13 protein-coding genes are annotated in these 15,625 nt (G+C 66.4%); 6 read left to right on the top strand and 7 right to left on the bottom strand.

Annotation, left to right across the window (positions count from 1 at the left end):
* Positions 1-65: 65 nt before the first annotated feature.
* From DACI_RS04490 to DACI_RS04500, 3 genes are read right to left on the bottom strand one after another with little or no spacing between them, the layout of a single operon-like run.
* Positions 66-821, bottom strand: a complete 756-nt coding sequence (locus DACI_RS04490) for a hypothetical protein (protein ID WP_012202813.1) — start codon at positions 819-821, stop codon at positions 66-68.
* Between the two features lie 34 nt (positions 822-855).
* Complete coding sequence (locus DACI_RS04495; RefSeq protein ID WP_012202814.1) at positions 856-1,686, bottom strand: biotin--[acetyl-CoA-carboxylase] ligase; 831 nt, start codon at positions 1,684-1,686, stop codon at positions 856-858.
* On the bottom strand, positions 1,683-2,345 hold the full coding sequence (locus DACI_RS04500; RefSeq protein WP_043780622.1) for an SET domain-containing protein: 663 nt from the start codon (positions 2,343-2,345) through the stop codon (positions 1,683-1,685). The genes DACI_RS04495 and DACI_RS04500 overlap by 4 nt, the downstream gene beginning before the upstream one ends.
* A 128-nt stretch (positions 2,346-2,473) precedes the next feature.
* On the opposite strand from DACI_RS04500, the gene DACI_RS04505 reads away from it, so the two are divergent.
* The 3 genes from DACI_RS04505 to DACI_RS04520 all read left to right on the top strand — a co-directional run bounded on the left by DACI_RS04505 (position 2,474) and on the right by DACI_RS04520 (position 8,077).
* Positions 2,474-5,401 (top strand): DNA topoisomerase III, encoded by a 2,928-nt coding sequence (locus tag DACI_RS04505; protein WP_012202816.1) that lies wholly within the window; start codon positions 2,474-2,476, stop codon positions 5,399-5,401.
* A 203-nt stretch (positions 5,402-5,604) separates the two neighbouring features.
* Positions 5,605-6,384, top strand: a complete 780-nt coding sequence (locus DACI_RS04510) for a tyrosine-protein phosphatase (protein WP_043780624.1) — start codon at positions 5,605-5,607, stop codon at positions 6,382-6,384.
* A gap of 505 nt (positions 6,385-6,889) precedes the next feature.
* A complete protein-coding gene (locus DACI_RS04520; protein ID WP_012202818.1) occupies positions 6,890-8,077 on the top strand; it encodes an IS481 family transposase in 1,188 nt (395 codons plus the stop codon).
* A gap of 341 nt (positions 8,078-8,418) precedes the next feature.
* On the opposite strand, the gene DACI_RS04525 is transcribed toward DACI_RS04520, so the two are convergent.
* Both DACI_RS04525 and DACI_RS04530 read right to left on the bottom strand, forming a co-directional pair.
* Positions 8,419-10,944: a penicillin-binding protein 1A gene (locus tag DACI_RS04525; RefSeq protein WP_012202819.1), complete on the bottom strand. Its 2,526-nt coding sequence runs from the start codon at positions 10,942-10,944 to the stop codon at positions 8,419-8,421.
* Positions 10,945-11,108: 164 nt separating this feature from the next.
* Entirely contained in the window at positions 11,109-11,678 is a 570-nt protein-coding gene (locus DACI_RS04530) for a ferritin-like domain-containing protein (protein ID WP_034389809.1), read from the bottom strand.
* A gap of 241 nt (positions 11,679-11,919) precedes the next feature.
* Here DACI_RS04530 and DACI_RS04535 point away from each other — a divergent pair, with 241 nt between their 5' ends.
* The 3 genes from DACI_RS04535 to DACI_RS04545 all read left to right on the top strand — a co-directional run bounded on the left by DACI_RS04535 (position 11,920) and on the right by DACI_RS04545 (position 14,192).
* Positions 11,920-12,426, top strand: coding sequence for a glutathione peroxidase (locus DACI_RS04535; protein ID WP_012202821.1), 507 nt, complete (start codon positions 11,920-11,922; stop codon positions 12,424-12,426).
* Between the two features lie 129 nt (positions 12,427-12,555).
* Complete coding sequence (locus DACI_RS04540) at positions 12,556-13,620, top strand: asparaginase (protein WP_012202822.1); 1,065 nt, start codon at positions 12,556-12,558, stop codon at positions 13,618-13,620.
* Positions 13,621-13,733: 113 nt separating this feature from the next.
* The gene (locus DACI_RS04545) at positions 13,734-14,192 is read left to right on the top strand and encodes an RDD family protein (RefSeq protein ID WP_012202823.1); all 459 of its coding nucleotides are present in this window, start codon (positions 13,734-13,736) and stop codon (positions 14,190-14,192) included.
* A 37-nt stretch (positions 14,193-14,229) separates the two neighbouring features.
* On the opposite strand, the gene DACI_RS04550 is transcribed toward DACI_RS04545, so the two are convergent.
* Positions 14,230-14,757, bottom strand: coding sequence for a lysozyme inhibitor LprI family protein (locus DACI_RS04550; protein WP_225971038.1), 528 nt, complete (start codon positions 14,755-14,757; stop codon positions 14,230-14,232).
* Positions 14,758-14,866: 109 nt separating this feature from the next.
* Positions 14,867-15,475, bottom strand: coding sequence for a hypothetical protein (locus tag DACI_RS04555; RefSeq protein WP_012202825.1), 609 nt, complete (start codon positions 15,473-15,475; stop codon positions 14,867-14,869).
* Between the last annotated feature and the right edge of the window lie 150 nt (positions 15,476-15,625).

The following is a 15,625-nucleotide window of genomic DNA, read 5'->3' on the forward strand; positions in this document are numbered from 1 at the left end:
AGTGAAATGCAAAAGGCCCGCGATCACAGGATCGCGGGCCTTTTTTCATCGTGCCCTGGCGGGGCTCAGCAGGGCCTGAACGGCTTGCCCTCGAAGGCCTTGCCGCCCATGGACTCGACCTGGCTGCGCAGCGCGGGCGTGGCCTGGGGCAGGCGCAGCGTGTAGAGGGTGATGTCGGGGCGCTCCTGCACCACGCGGGCCGTGCGCACGCCCTGGCGCGCAACGTTGGTCAGCTCGCGCGTGGCCGCTTCCTCGGAGGAGAAGCGGCCCAGCGACAGGCCGGGCTCCAGTGCGCCGCCTGCGCGGTCGAAGTCGATCTTGCGTGCACGCAGTTCCGAGCGCTTGCGCTCCAGGAACTCGGCATCGGGGAATTTGCCCATGTAGACCATCCAGCGGCCCGGCTGGTGCGTGCTGCTCAGGTCCCACTGGTCGCTGGCGACCTGGGCGATGAGGCCGCGGCGCAGCGCCTCGGCATGGCGGTCTTCGATGCCCGTGGCCACCAGGCAGCTGGTGGGCTGGCCCGCGGCTTTCTCGGGGCGAGCCGGTGCGGCGGGTTCCTCGCCACTTGCAGGAGCCGCGGGTGCTGCGGGCGTAGCGGGTGCCGCAGGGGATGCAGGAGCCGTGGCCGGGGTGGCCGAGGAAGGGGGCGGCGCGTTGTCCACACTCAGCAGGCTCAGCGCCTCCGGGCGCACCTGCTGGCCCAGCCGCTCGGGCTCGGTCTGGGAAGGCGGTGCCAGGCCCAGGGCCTGGAGCTGGCCGTGGTTCCAGAGGTAGTAGCCGGCATTGGCCAGCACCAGCAGCAGGAAGGCGATTCGCAGCATGTCGTTTCTTGGCCCTAGTGATGAGTCACCCGCCCTAGCCTACAGCAGCCGGGCGCACGCTGATTTCCGAGCTGGTGATGGCCTGCAGGCCGCGCGCCGTGCGCACCAGCAGCGCGCCATCGGGGCCCACGCCCTCGGCCGTGCCGCTTTCGCCATCGCTGAGATTGACGGCGCGGCCACGCAGCAGGTCGCGCTGGGCAAAGCGCTCCACCAGCGGCGCAAAGCCCTGGGCTGCAAAGGTCTGGATGTCGGAGACCAGGCCCGGCAGCACGCAGGCCAGGGCGGTGGGTGCGTCCAGGCGTTCGTCCAGCTCCAGCAGGCTGGCCGGGGGCGTGCGCATGCCGTCGCCGGGGCGGGGGCGCACATTCAGGCCGATGCCCACGACCACGTAGCGCGGCGTGCCGGGCTCATGTGCGGCGCTGCCGACAAAGCTGGCCGTCTCGATCAGGATGCCGCCGAGCTTGCGGTCGCCGTCGATCCACAGGTCGTTGGGCCATTTGAGGCCGATGCGCGGGCGCTGCGAGCCCGGGGCGGGCAATTGCGGCTGCAGGCTTTGCGCCACGCTCAGCCCCACGGCCAGCGACAGGCCGGACCAGTCGGCAGGCGCCAGTGGCATGCCCAGCGAGAAGGTCAGCGAATCGCCCACGCCGCTGGTCCACTGGCGGCCCAGCCGGCCCCGGCCGGCGGTCTGCACTTCGGTCACCAGCAGCACGGGTTCGTTGCGGCCATCGCGGGCACGCGCCATCAGCTCGGTATTGGTCGAGCCGATGCTGGGCACGATTTCCACGGAAAAGCCCGGCAGTTGCGGCTCGATGGCCTGCCACAGCGATTCCGCAGGCCAGTGAATGGGGGACGATGCCATCATGCGCCGGCCTTTGTGGAGGATTTGCGGGATTTTTTCTTTGGCTTTTGGGGGGCCTTTTCCAAATGCTTTTCCAAAGGCTTTTCCGCTTTGACCTGCTGCTTTTTGGCCCGCTTTGTCTTTTCAGATTGTTCCGATGCCGGCTTTGCGCTGGCCGGCAATGCATCGCCGGGCATGGGCGGGCGCCAGCCGCGCTTGGGTGCCAGCAGCGTGCCGCGGCAGGTGGCTGCGCCGCACCAGCATGGATACTCGGCCTTCAGCTTCCTGGTGTAGGGTTCGTCAATGATCAGGCCGTAGTCGTAGCTCAGCTCCTCGCCGGCAGCGATGTTGCGCAGTGCGACGATGAAGATGCGGCCATCGCGCTCGTCGGTGTAGCAGTTGGGTGCGCAGCTGTGGTTGATCCAGCGCGAGGAGTTGCCGCCGTAGTTGGCGTCGATCACGCGGTCTTCGTCCACGTGGAAGTAGAAGGTATGGTTGGGCTGGCTGGGGTCGTGCGGATGCCGGTCCTGGGCTTCCTGCCAGCTGACGATTTCCCCTACGTACTCGACAAGGACCTCGCCTTCGGCAAGATCCTGCACGGCGAAGACGCCCTTGCCATGGACACCCGAGCGGCGGGTCTGGATACGGCGGCCGCCGGAAGGGGCCAAAGCTGTGCGGGGCATGTTTTCTCTGATAACTTGAATAGGCACACATGCGCGTGCGCGTACACGTACGTACACGCGTGAGCCATGGATTGTAGAAGCGCAGGCATGCGACATGCAGCTCCTGCGGGGAATGACGAGTACACACAATGACAAAGACCCTGGTGATTGCTGAGAAGCCTTCGGTCGCGCAGGACATCGTCCGCGCGTTGACTCCGGTGGCGGGCAAATTCGACAAGCACGATGAATACTTCGAGAGCGAGCACTACGTCGTGACCAGCGCCGTGGGCCACCTGGTGGAAATCCAGGCGCCCGAGGAATTCGACGTCAAGCGCGGCAAATGGAGTTTTGCCAATCTGCCGGTGATTCCGCCGTATTTCGACCTCAAGCCCGTGGACAAGACCAAGAGCCGGCTCAATGCCGTGGTCAAGCTGGCCAAGCGCAAGGATGTCACCGAACTCATCAACGCCTGCGACGCGGGCCGCGAGGGTGAGCTGATCTTCCGCCTGATCGAGCAGTACGCCGCAGGCGCCAAGCCCGATGGCAAGGGCCTGGGCAAGCCGGTCAAACGCCTGTGGCTGCAGTCCATGACGCCGCAGGCCATCCGCGACGGCTTCCAGAACCTGCGCAGCGACGCGCAGATGCTGGGCCTGGCCAGCGCCGCGCGCAGCCGCTCCGAGGCCGACTGGCTGGTGGGCATCAACGGCACGCGCGCCATGACGGCCTTCAATTCGCGCGATGGCGGCTTCTTCCTGACCACCGTGGGCCGCGTGCAGACGCCCACGCTGTCCCTGGTGGTGGAGCGCGAGGAAAAGATCCGCAAGTTCGTGAGCCGCGACTACTGGGAAGTGCATGCCGCCTTCGATGCGCAGGCCGGCCAGTACCTGGGCAAGTGGTTCGACACGCAATGGAAGAAGAGCGAGGATGCGGAAGCCCGCGCCGACCGCATCTGGAACCAGCGCGACGCCCAGGCCATTGCCGACGCCGTGCGCGGCAAGCCAGCCCAGGTCACCGAGGAGTCCAAGCCTACGTCCCAGGCCAGCCCGCTGCTGTTCGACCTGACCAGCCTGCAGCGCGAGGCCAACGGCAAGTTCGGCTTCTCGGCCAAGACCACGCTGTCGCTGGCGCAAAGCCTGTACGAGCGCCACAAGGCCCTGACCTACCCGCGTACCGACTCGCGTGCCCTGCCCGAGGACTACGTGCCCGTGGCGCACCAGACCTTCGCCATGCTGGCCGGCAGCGGCATGCGCCACCTGGCGCCCTTTGCCCAGCAGGCGCTGGACGAGAACTACGTGCGCCCGACTAAGCGTATCTTCGACAACAGCAAGGTGTCGGATCACTTTGCCATCATCCCGACCACGCAGGCGCCCAGCGGCCTGTCCGAGGCCGAGCAAAAGCTCTATGACCTCGTCGTGCGCCGCTTCATGGCCGTGTTCTTCCCCAGCGCCGAGCACCAGGTGACCACGCGCATCAGCAAGGTCGAGCAGCACAGCTTCAAGACCGAGGGCAAGATCCTGGTCAAGCCCGGTTGGCTGGCCATCTACGGCAAGGAGGCCGCCAACGAGGTGGAAGGCGGCAAGGACGGCGACAAGGGCCAGCCCCTGGTCGCGGTGCAGCCCGGCGAGCAGCCGCGCGCCGGCCAGGTCGATCCCAAGGGCCTCAAGACCAAGCCGCCCGCGCGCTACTCCGAAGCCACGCTGCTGGGCGCCATGGAAAGCGCCGGCAAGCAGGTCGAGGACGACGAGCTGCGCGAGGCCATGCAGGAAAAGGGCCTGGGCACGCCTGCCACGCGCGCGGCCATCATCGAAGGCCTGCTGACCGAAAAGTACATGCTGCGCGAAGGCCGCGAGCTGATTCCCACGGCCAAGGCCTTCCAGCTCATGACCTTGCTGCGCGGCCTGGGCGTGGAAGAACTCTCGCGCGCCGACCTCACCGGCGAATGGGAGTACAAGCTGGCGCAGATGGAAAAGGGCCAGCTCTCGCGCGATGCCTTCATGCAGCAGATCCAGGCCATGACGGAAAAGCTGGTCAAGAAGGCCAAGGAATACGACCGCGACACCGTGCCCGGCGACTACGCCACCCTGTCCACGCCTTGCCCCAACTGCGGCGGCGTGGTCAAGGAGAACTACCGCCGCTACGGCTGCACGGGCAGCGACGGACAGGGCGCGGGCTGCGGCTTCTCGTTCACCAAGTCGCCTGCAGGCCGCACCTTCGAGACGGCCGAGGCCGAGCAACTGCTGCGCGACCGCCGCCTGGGTCCGCTGGACGGCTTTCGCTCCAAGGCAGGCTGGCCCTTCGTGGCCGAGGTCACCATCGTGCACGATGAGGAAGGCGGCAACTACAAGCTCGAGTTCGACTTTGGCGACGATGCCGCCTCCGAAGACACGGGCGAGCTGGTGGACTTTGCCAGCCAGCAATCGCTGGGGCCCTGCCCCAAGTGCGGCGCGCCGGTCTTCGAACACGGCAGCAACTACGTCTGCGCCAAGGCCGTGCCCACGCTGGCCCAGGCCACGCCCAGCTGCGACTTCAAGAGCGGCCAGATCATCCTGCAGCAGCCCATAGAGCGCGAGCAGATGCAAAAGCTGCTGCAGACCGGCAAGACCGACCTGCTGGACAAGTTCGTCTCCAACCGCACGCGCCGCAGCTTCAAGGCCTTCCTGGTCTGGGATGGCGCGGCCGGCAAGGTCAACTTCGAGTTCGAGCAGCGCGACAGCAAGTACCCGCCGCGCAAGACGGCGGCCGCCAAGAGCGCGCCGGCCAAGAAGGCGCCTGCCAAGAAAGCCGCGGCCAAGACCACGGCAAAGACGGCCACCAAGACCGCCACCAAGACCGCGCGCAAGCCGGCTGCCGGCACGCTGCAGCCCAGCGCGGCCCTGGCCGCCGTCATCGGCGAAGGCACGGTGGCGCGTACCGAAGTGGTCAAGAAGCTGTGGGAATACGTCAAGGCCCAGAACCTGCAGGACCCCAAGGACAAGCGCGTCATCCGCGCCGATGACAAGCTGCGGCCCGTCTTCGGCAAGGACAGCGTGAACATGTTCGAGCTGGCCGGCATCGTGGGGAAACATCTCACCCCCTGAGGCGCTTACGCGCCTTCCCCCTCTTTACTCGCTCCGCGAGGGAGGGGGACGACACCCTCGGTGCGGGGCTGCCCTTCCTCGGTGTCCCTGGCTTTGGGGCGCGCCAGTTTTGAGGGCAGTGTTTGAGCTCTACACCAGCGGGTCGCCGGCCTGACATGGGGGCAACACATGCTTGGGCTAATCTAGCGGGCATGGATACCGAAATGCTCACCCCGGCAGCGGCTGCCGCCGCTGCTTCCTCCCCGGCGCCCTCGCGCTCCATCCGCCTGGACGGCGCCTCCAACTTCCGAGACCTCGGTGGCTACGCGGGCCTGGATGGCCGGCGCGTGCGCTGGCGCACGCTGTTCCGTGCTGACCACCTGGCCGGCCTCAGCGCGGCGGACCTGGACGTGCTGCATGGCCTGAAGCTCGCGCGCAGCGCGGACTTCCGGGGCAAGATGGAAAGCGCCCACCTGGCCTACGAATGGCCGGGCATTGCCCGCCATGCGCTCATCGTCGAGCCCACCGTGGTGCAGCGCGCCAGCGCCCTGATCGCTGCAGGCAACGACCTCACGGCCGCCCATGCCGAGGAGCTGATGCAGGACACCTACCGCAGCTTCGTGCACGACTACGCGCCACGCTTTGCACAGCTGTTCCAACTGCTGCTGGACAGCCAGGACCCGCTGGTGTTCCACTGCACGGCCGGCAAGGACCGCACGGGCTGGGCCGCCGCCCTGCTGCTCACCGCGCTGGGCGTGGACGAGGACACCGTGATGCAGGACTACCTGCTGACCAACCAGCTCTACCAGCGCCCCGCCACCACCTTCGCTCCCATGCCGGCCGAGGTGATGGATGTGCTGTGGCGCGTGCAGGCGTCCTACCTGGCGGCGGCCACCGACATGGTGCGGGCCGACTTCGGAGGGATGGAGGGGTATCTGCGGGATGCGCTGGGCATCGACAGCGCTGCACGCGAGCGGCTGGCTGCGCTTTATCTGGAAGGGTGATTACCTTCGCTCACGGGGCGGCGGGTTGGCGCGGCTAACATGGGCTGTGCCGGTCGGTTGCGCCGGAGATGAAGGAGATTGCGATGAAGTACGGCATGCGTGGGCTGGCCGCGATGGTGCTGGTGGCCCTGAGTGTGGGGCTGGCTGGTTGCGCGGGCGGGGTGCCTGGGGATGTGGCGGGGAGCCAGGCGTCCAGTGGCAGTGGGGTGACGGTGTTTGGGACTGTGGATGCCAATGTGAGTCATACGCGGACTTCGCGGTGACTTGGTTTCTTGCCTGATCTGGGCTGATCTTCTGGACTGATTTTTGCTCCTTGCCTTTGCGGCGGGCAGGAGCCGGGTTTCGGCCCGGCGGCCGACTCCCTTTCTTATCGCGCGATAAGAAAGGAAGCAAAGAAGCGCGCCCCGGTACGACTCACACTCATAGGTGACACATCAGTACAAGGACATGGGTAACAGATCCAAGCTTGGCAGCTGGAGCCAACAGCAGCCAAGGAGCGATCACCATGCCCTGGAAGGAGTGCGCACCCATGGACGAGAAACTGCTCTTCATAGCCGACCACCTGCGCGGTGGTGCGCCGCTGAGCGAGCTGTGCAGGCGCTACGGCATCAGCCGCAAGACGGCCTACAAGTGGGTTGAGCGTTACCGCCAACTGGGCATGGATGGATTGCAAGAACGCAGTCGCAGGCCCCACGGGAACAATCAGGCGATCAGCTATGCACAGCGCCGGGCCATCATTGAGCTGCGCACGCAGCAAAGGTCACAGATGGGGCCCAAGAAGCTGCACGCTTTGCTCCTGCAGCGCTGGGGCCCACAGGAGACACCCAGCAAAACCACCATCTACAACGTGCTGAAGGCTGAGGGGCTTGTTTGCAGCAGGCGTGTACGCAGACGCTCGGTGCCTACGGCCCAGCCCTTGCGAACGAGCAAGCAGCCCAATGGGGTGTGGAGTGCAGACTACAAAGGCCAGTTCAAGACAGCCGATGGTCACTGGTGCTATCCATTGACCATCATGGACCACGCCAGCCGCTATTTGCTGGCCGTGCACGTCTACGACAGCCCCAACTACGAGGATGCCAAACGCAGCTTCGAACAGGTGTTTCGGCAATACGGACTGCCCGAGCGCATACGCAGTGACAACGGTCCGCCATTCGCGACTACTGGCGTGGCGGGCCTGTCACGCCTGGCGATATGGTGGATAAGGCTGGGCATCAGGCCGGAGCGCATCGAGAGGGGCAAGCCACAGCAAAACGGTCGCCACGAGCGGATGCACCGCACGCTCAAGCATGCCCTGGGCAAAGAGCCTGCGGCGGACAAAGCGGCATTGCAGATGCAGCTCGATGCCTTTGTGGAGCACTACAACCAGCAGCGCCCGCATGAGGCCTTGCAGCAAAGCATGCCGGCCCAGCATTACAGCGACTCGACCAGGCCATACCCCTCAAAGCTACCCGAGCTGCAGTACCCGAAGCATTGGGAACGAGTTCGAGTCAGCCACAACGGCCTGATTTACTGGCGAGCGCTGCGGGTCTACATCGGCTACCTGCTGGCGGGGCAGTGGATCGGGATGCAGGAGGTGGCCGCTGGCCAGTGGGATGTGTATCTGGGGCCGGTGCGACTGGGCTGCTTCAACGAAGAGGATGTGCGAGGACCCCAGAAGGACTATGTGAGCTTGAAGTGTTACCCATGTCTGTGAGCTGAGTTGTTACCCATGTCCTTGACACGTACACCCCGAACTGCCCACGACCCTTCGCTTCGCTACGGGCGACCTGCGTTGGGCGGGATGCGGGGTGTGCCGCAGAACTCACTCCTTGCGCCTGCGGCGCAATCCGTTCAAACAACTGCGGCAAGCTAGACAACGAAGCAGCCCTGTCCTTCGGCAAGGCTGCCACCCCGCATCCCGCCCAACGCAGGCGTGGGCAGAAGGGGGAGGCTGAAGGACAGCCAACAGCCAACAGCCAACAGCCAACAGCCAACAGCCAACAGCCAACAGCCAACAGCCAACAGCCAACAGCCAACAGCCAACAGCCAGCCGGGTCAGGGCTGGATCGGCGTGATCACCACGCCGGTGCCTGCGGGGGCGTCTTCGCCGCCGGGCAGGGCGGGCGTGGCGGGGGTGGCTTCCTGCACTGCGCGCTGGTCCGTGGGGCCCAGCGTGCCCTGGGTGAGGGGGATGCTGGGGGCGGGCAGGGCGGGAGTGCTTTCTATGATTTCCTCGCCGGGCGACAGGCCCGGGCCGGGTGGCTCCGTGGGCTCGGGTGCGGGTTCAGGGGCCGGAGTCGGCTCCGGGGTGGCGGGTTGGTCGGGCTGGGCGGGCGGCGGCTGGTCAGGCCACCAGCCCTGCATGCGTTCGCGCAGGCGGCCGACCATGTCGGACCACCAGTGGCTTTGTTCGGGCGGCTCGAAGCGGGCCTTGGCGTCGATGACGGGGCTGCGCAGGGCGCGGGACATGAAGTCTCCCACCATGGGCAGGGCGCTGCGCGAGCCCTGGCCCCAGCGGTCGCTGCGCAGGGTGATGCGCGGGTCGTTGAAGCCGGCCCAGGCGCCGGTGACGATTTCCGGGTGCATGAGGATGAACCAGCCGTCGGCATTGCCCTGGGTGGTGCCGGTCTTGCCGGCCACGTCGGCGTGGATGCCGTAGCGCTGGCGCACGGCCACGGCCGTGCCTTTGTCCACCACGGAGCGCAGCATGTCCACCAGGGCGTAGGCGTGGTCTTCGTCCAGCGCGCGCTCGGGCTTGGGCGGGCTGAATTCGGCAATGACCTTGCCGTCGGCGTCCTCGATGCGCGTGACCATCATGGGGGGCAGCCAGCGGCCGCCGTGGGCCAGGCTGGCATAGGCGTTGACCATTTCCAGCAGTGACACCGGGCTGCTGCCCAGGGCCAGGGCGGGTACTTCGTCCAGCGGGCTCTGGCGCACACCCAGGGCGCGCGCCAGGCGTGCCACGCGGGCGGGCCCCACGGACTGCATGACTTCGGCGGTGATGGTGTTCTTGGAGTAGGCCAGGGCGTCGCGCAGCGTCATCTCGCGGCCCGTGGGTGGCGTGGCGTCGGTGGGGCGCCAGACTTCGCCGCCGGGCAGCTTGATTTCCACGGGGCCGTCCACGCGCCTGTCGTCGGGGGTGGCGCCCTGCTGCAGCGCGGCGCCATAGACAAAGGGCTTGAAGGTGGATCCGGGCTGTCGCCGTGCCTGCTGCACGTGGTCGTAGGCGTCCTGCGTGAAGTCGCGGCTGCCCACCCAGGCCAGCACTTCGGAGGTGGCCGGGTTCAGCGCCACAAAGCCTGCCTGCACGCGGGTCTTGTCCTCGCGCAGCTGCTTCATGAAGGCCTTGTCGGCCAGCAGGGCCTTGAGGGTGTCTTCCTCGCTGTCCTTGTCCGTTGCCTTGTCCTTGCCTTGGCCGTCCGCGCGTTTGCGCGCGGCACGCCAGGCGGGGGTCTCTCGCACCAGTTGTTGCACCAGCGGGTTGGCGGCATTCCAGCCGTCGCGCTGGCTCCAGGCGCCATTGGCCACGCCTTGCAGCGTGCGCGTCTGGCGCGCCACGGCCTGGTTGGCCCAGTTCTGCAGGCGCGAGTCGATGGTGGTGTGCACCACCAAGCCGTCGGTGTAGATGTTGTAGTCGTTGCGGTCGGCCCAGTCGATCAGCCATTTGCGCAGTTGCTGCGCGAAGTGGGGGGCCATGCCCAGGGGCTCTTCCTGGCGCTCGAAGTTGATGCGCATGGGGCGCTTCTTGAGCTGGGCGAACTCGGCCTCCTGCAGCACGCCGCGCTTGACCATTTGCGACAGCACCGTGTTGCGGCGGTACAGCGCGCGGTCGGGGTTGAGCACGGGGTTGTAGTAGCTCGTGCCCTTGAGCATGCCCACCAGCGTGGCGCTTTCCAGCACCGTCAGCCGCGCGGCCGGTTTGTCGAAATAGGTGCGCGCCGCCATCTCTATGCCGAAGGCGTTGTAGAGGAAGGGCACGGTGTTCAGATAGGTCTCGAGGATCTCGTCCTTGGTGTAGAGCGCCTCGATCTTGAAGGCCGTGATCGCCTCCTTGAGCTTGCGGTTGAGCGTGGGCGCGCGGCCGATCTCGGTCGGGTACAGGTTGCGTGCGAGTTGCTGGGTGAGGGTGGAGCCGCCCTGCGGATCGCCGCGCAGCGTGTGCACCACCGAGCCCAGCGTGCGCCGCCAGTCCATGCCGTGGTGCTCGTAGAAGCGGTGGTCCTCCGTGGCGATCAGCGCCTTGATCACCGAGGGCGACATCTCGTCGAGCTTCACCCATTGCCGGTTGCTGCGCTTGAACTGCGCGAGCGGCTTGCCATCCGCGCTCATGATCTGGGCGGGCTGCTCCAGCTTGGCCTTGCGTATGTCGCGGATGCCGGGCGTGAACGGGATCAGGGCCAGCACATACAGCGCGAACAGCAGCGGCAGCGCGGCGGCGAACAGCAGCCATTCGCGCCGCGTGGGCCAGCGGTGCCACCAGGGCAGGGCCGCCACGCGCTGGCCGATGCGGCTGGCCAGCAGCCTTTGCCAGGCTGCGAGCACAGCGTCGGGCAGCTTCAAGTCATTGAAAGAAAAGCGCATATTGCAAGACGGCCCTGATGACAGGACATCAGGGCCGATAGGGCGGGACCATTTCCGCGAAGCCGAGAGAATGCCCAAAAAAACGGCACCCCGCTCGCGCGGGGTGCCTTGCCTATGGGCCAAGCCCCGGTATTGTCGGGCTGGCGTGTACTGGCGGGAAGTGCTTATTTCTCCAGCCAGTCGGACAGCTCATCCGCGTGTTCCTGCTCCTGCTCCAGGATGGATTCGATCAGCCGGCGCGTGGTCGGGTCCTTGTCGCCGATCAGGTCGATCATCTGGCTGTAGGCCTCGATGGCCACGCGCTCGGCGATCAGGTTGGTGCGGATCATGGCCTTCAGGTCCGTCTCGCCGTTGTAGTCGGCGTGGCTGCGCTGGGTCAGCGTCTGGGGATTGAAGTCGGGCTCGCCGCCCAGCTGCACGATGCGCTGGGCCAGCTTGTCGGCGTGGGCCATTTCCTCGTTGGCATGGACCAGGAACTCGTCGGCAATGGCGGGCGAAGCCAGGCCCACGGCCGTGAAGTGGTGGCGCTTGTAGCGCATCACGCACACCAGCTCGGTGGCCAGCGAGTCATTGAGCAGCTTGATGATGTCCTCGCGCCAGGGCCCGAAGTGCGGGGTCACGGCGCCATCGTCCAGGCTGTGCTTGGCGGCCTCCAGGGCCTTGGGGTCCAGCGCCAGGTGGCCGTTGCCGGCGTTGGATTTGGCTTGCTTCGTGGGGGTGCTGTTGGGGTTCATACGTGGTCTCTTCATCGTGGGACGGAAACTACGGCAGGCATGCGCCTATGCGGCTTGTAAACACCTGCCAGCGAAACGGGACCAGGCGGGCCGATGTGCCCGCCTGTTGCCTTCCAAGGTAAGTTTTTGGCCGCCTGCTGTCTGTGAGACAAGTCCGCATCCCCATGCCCGGCCAGCGCGCCCCTGGGTGTCCCTGGGTATCCCGGCGCTACCATGGGCGCTCCACTCCAGGAGCACCCGCATGAATGACACCGCCGCCGCGCCCCGCTCGGCCTACGACTTCGAGGCCACCTCCATCACGGGCCAGGCCGTCCCCCTGTCGGACTACCGCGGCAAGGTGCTGCTCATCGTCAACACCGCCAGCGCCTGCGGCTTCACGCCGCAGTACGCCGGCCTGCAGGCGCTGCATGAGCAGTACGGCGAGCGCGGCCTGGTGATGCTGGGCTTTCCGTGCAACCAGTTCGGTTCTCAGGAAAAGGGCAGCGAATCGGAAATCGCCAGCTTCTGCGACCTGAACTTTGGCGTGCGCTTTCCGCTCATGGGAAAGATCGACGTCAACGGCGCCAACGCCCACCCGCTGTACCGCTGGCTCACTGCCGAGGCGCCGGGCGTGCTCGGCACCAAGGCCATCAAGTGGAACTTCACCAAATTCCTCGTTGGCCGCGACGGCCAGGTCATCCGCCGCTATGCGCCGCAGGATGCGCCGGCCAAGCTGTCCACGGACATCGAGGCCGCGCTGGCGCTTTGATGCGTTGATGCGCGTTGATGCGCGCTGATCGCGCCTGTCCATCAGGGTTTCACGCAGGGCCGGCAGCGCGGGCCGGCCGCACGCCATGGTTAGCATGCTCCTTGACATCGCAACAAGGAGACAACACCCGTGAAAGCCTTCCGCCGCACCGCCCTCGCCCTGCTCACTGCCTGCACCCTGCCCATGATTGCTGCCAGCGCCACCGCCCAGGAAAAGCCCGTGGTCCAGTTCATTGCCACGGGCGGCACCATCGCCATGAAGATCGACCCGGTCAAGAACGCGCCCGTGCCCGCGATCTCGGGCGACGACCTGCTGGCCACCGTGCCCGACGTGGGCAAGTACGCGCGCATCCAGGTCAACAACCTGTCCAACGTGCCCTCCGACTACATGGACCCGGCCCGCTGGGTGCAGCTCACCCAGGCCGTACAGGCCGCCCTGGCCCGCCCTGAGGTGGCCGGCGCCATCGTCTCGCACGGCACGGACACGCTGGAGGAAACCGCCTTCTGGCTGGACCTGACCGTGCAGTCGTCCAAGCCCGTCGTGCTCATAGGCGCGCAGCGCAATGCCTCGGTGTCCGACTTCGACGGGCCGCGCAACCTGCTCAACGCCGTGCGCATCGCCGTGGACCCCAAGGCGCGCGACAAGGGCGCCATGCTGGCCATGAACAACCAGATCAACGCCGCGCGCTACGTCACCAAGACACACACGGCCAACGTGGAGACCTTCCGCTCGGGTGAGTTCGGCTTTCTGGGCGAGGTCTACCCGGACCGCGTGAACTTCGCCTCCGCCCCCGCGCGCCGCCAGCACCTGCCCATCCAGGCGCAGACCATGCCCGAGGTGGAAATCTTCCCCATGTACGGCGGCGCCAACGGCCAGGCCGTTCGCCAGGCGGTGGACCGTGGCGTCAAGGGCATCGTCATCGACGCCCTGGGCATGGGCAACATGAACGTCGCCATGCTCGATGCCGCCAAGTACGCCCTCGGCAAGAACGTGCCCGTGGTCGTCAGCACGCGCGTGCACAACGGCCGCGTCATGCCCAGCTACGGCTTCGAGGGCGGCGGCAAGACCTCGTTCGAGGCCGGCGCCGTCATGGCCGACGATCTGCGCGCGCCCAAGGCGCGGATCCTGCTGATGCTGGCGCTGCAGTCCGGCGTGACGGGGCAGAAGGACCTGCAGGCGGTATTCGATCGATAGTTCGACCGACAGGCCGCCGCAACCCTGCCGCGCAGGCCCTGGCCTTGCGCGGCATTTCTGGCGGGGCACCGAGGTGGCACACTGGCAGCCTCATATGCCAACCAGGGCGCACCATGCAGGATGACGATCTCGAATACGTGGGCTTCTGGGCCCGCACCGGCGCCGCGCTGATCGACACCGTGATCCTGCTCGTGCTCATGCTTCCGGCCCTGATCTCCATCTATGGCTGGGAATACCTGGAGTCCGAAAAACTGCTGCACGGCCCGGCCGATTTCGTCATCTCCTGGGTGCTGCCTGCCATTGCCGTCGTCATCTTCTGGATCAAGAAACAGGCCACGCCGGGCAAGATGCTCATCGCCGCCAGGATCGTGGACGCGCAGACCGGCGCGGACATGAGCACACGGCAGGCCATCATTCGCTACCTGGCCTATTTCGTGTCCATCATCCCGCTGTGCCTGGGGCTGATCTGGGTGGCCTTTGACCCGCGCAAGCAGGGTTGGCACGACAAGATTGCGGGCACCGTGGTGGTCAGGCCCAAGCACCGGGGCGTGCAGCCGGTGAAGTTCCGCTGACATGCACCTCAGGCGCGCCCGCAGCGGGCGCTCCGTGCTATTTCAACGGCAGCTCGGATGTGGCATCGCGCAGCTGCGCGGCCCGCCCGAAGTTCAGTGCTGCAGCACAGGACAGGCGCCTGATCTCCGTCGCGTTGCCGGCTGCGCCGCCAGCCAGAGAAGCAAGCCAGCTGCATTGGGCATCGCGGTACTGCGTGAATTCCTTGCCGGAGGCGGACAGCCTGGCCTTGGCCTGGGCGGCATATTTGGCATCCTCATCCCATTGTCCCAGTGCGCTGGCTGCCTGTTCCTCGGCCTGCTTCAATGCCTTGTGGCTGTCTGCGAGCCTGCGCGCCAGACAGTCTCGCATTCCGGCCTGGGAGTGGGCACTGCATTCCTCGCGCAAGGCGCGTTCATCGGGTTGAGGAATGATTTCCGTGGCGAGGCTCCACAGAGGAATGCAGGCTGCCAGTGCCAGGGTTGTCAGCTTTTTTGCTCGCATGTGGAGGTCCTGAATCCGAAGAGGCCGGGCTGCCTGATCCCGATGCAATGACGATGGCCGCAAAGGCGCCGGGCATTCTGGCATGCTTGATTGGCTAGGTTGCGAGCAACTGCACGCGAACGCCAAGCCGCCGGTCATGCCAATGCGCAGTGGTTTCCTTTGCGCACGAGCACCGGCCTCCCCGCCCCGTGGCTCAATCCTCTTCCAACCCCGGCTCGTCCACCACCAAGCCCGAGCCGTCCTCGTCGCAGAACACGCATTGCTGCAAGAAGCTGTCCAGGCTGCGGGCGTGGAACCAGATCAGGCCCTGGTCTTCGTCGCAAAGCATGTCGGTCTGTTCGTCCACGCTGGCGGCGGCAAAGCCGTTCAGTTCCATTTCTTCGAGGAACTGCTCCAGGTCCTCGCAGCCTGCAAACAGATCATGGTCCAGGCTGCCGATGCGGCCCTTGAAGGCGCCGTGCAGCACTTCCACGAAGGGGTTGCCGCCAGGGTCATGGCCAATGACCATGAAGTGGGCGGCAAACAGGTTCTCGCGCTGGTGGTCCTCCACGTCGCAATGCTCCGAGCCTGCGCGGAAGTGGTGCAGGGTGCGCAGCCAGGCGTGGTTGTCGCCGGTCTCGTCGTCGGCCTGCAGGTAGTCCTCGCGGTCGGGCGCCGCTTCGAGCCGGTCGAAGTCCAGGCCGTTCTGCGTGATCAGGAACTGCGCGTAGGCGTCGGAGAAGCCTTGCGCGGCCTGGTATTCGCGCACCGCCTGGGCGTCGGGCAGGGCCAGGCCGAAGGGATTGGGAAAGCGCACTTGCATGGAGCGGTCCTTGAAAAGGAGTGAACGGCGGCCACGCAGGCCGTGCCCGCACGATGGTGCAGGCGTTGGGCGGCAGTTTGGTGACAGTTCTGTATTGACTCACAGCCCCGCAAGCAGAGTCGGGCGAAGCGGTAGCACGCAACAACTTAC

This window comes from Delftia acidovorans SPH-1, from assembly GCF_000018665.1.
In the GTDB taxonomy this organism is placed as follows: domain Bacteria; phylum Pseudomonadota; class Gammaproteobacteria; order Burkholderiales; family Burkholderiaceae_C; genus Comamonas; species Comamonas acidovorans.

Bases quoted from the DNA above. Each gene is read 5' to 3' on its own strand.
- DACI_RS04490 (WP_012202813.1), bottom strand. From the start codon at position 821: ATGCTGCGAATCGCCTTCCTGCTGCTGGTGCTGGCCAATGCCGGCTAC.
- DACI_RS04495 (WP_012202814.1), bottom strand. From the start codon at position 1,686: ATGATGGCATCGTCCCCCATTCACTGGCCTGCGGAATCGCTGTGGCAG.
- DACI_RS04500 (WP_043780622.1), bottom strand. From the start codon at position 2,345: ATGCCCCGCACAGCTTTGGCCCCTTCCGGCGGCCGCCGTATCCAGACC.
- DACI_RS04505 (WP_012202816.1), top strand. From the start codon at position 2,474: ATGACAAAGACCCTGGTGATTGCTGAGAAGCCTTCGGTCGCGCAGGAC.
- DACI_RS04510 (WP_043780624.1), top strand. From the start codon at position 5,605: ATGCTCACCCCGGCAGCGGCTGCCGCCGCTGCTTCCTCCCCGGCGCCC.
- DACI_RS04520 (WP_012202818.1), top strand. From the start codon at position 6,890: ATGCCCTGGAAGGAGTGCGCACCCATGGACGAGAAACTGCTCTTCATA.
- DACI_RS04525 (WP_012202819.1), bottom strand. From the start codon at position 10,944: ATGCGCTTTTCTTTCAATGACTTGAAGCTGCCCGACGCTGTGCTCGCA.
- DACI_RS04530 (WP_034389809.1), bottom strand. From the start codon at position 11,678: ATGAACCCCAACAGCACCCCCACGAAGCAAGCCAAATCCAACGCCGGC.
- DACI_RS04535 (WP_012202821.1), top strand. From the start codon at position 11,920: ATGAATGACACCGCCGCCGCGCCCCGCTCGGCCTACGACTTCGAGGCC.
- DACI_RS04545 (WP_012202823.1), top strand. From the start codon at position 13,734: ATGCAGGATGACGATCTCGAATACGTGGGCTTCTGGGCCCGCACCGGC.
- DACI_RS04550 (WP_225971038.1), bottom strand. From the start codon at position 14,757: ATGCCAGAATGCCCGGCGCCTTTGCGGCCATCGTCATTGCATCGGGAT.
- DACI_RS04555 (WP_012202825.1), bottom strand. From the start codon at position 15,475: ATGCAAGTGCGCTTTCCCAATCCCTTCGGCCTGGCCCTGCCCGACGCC.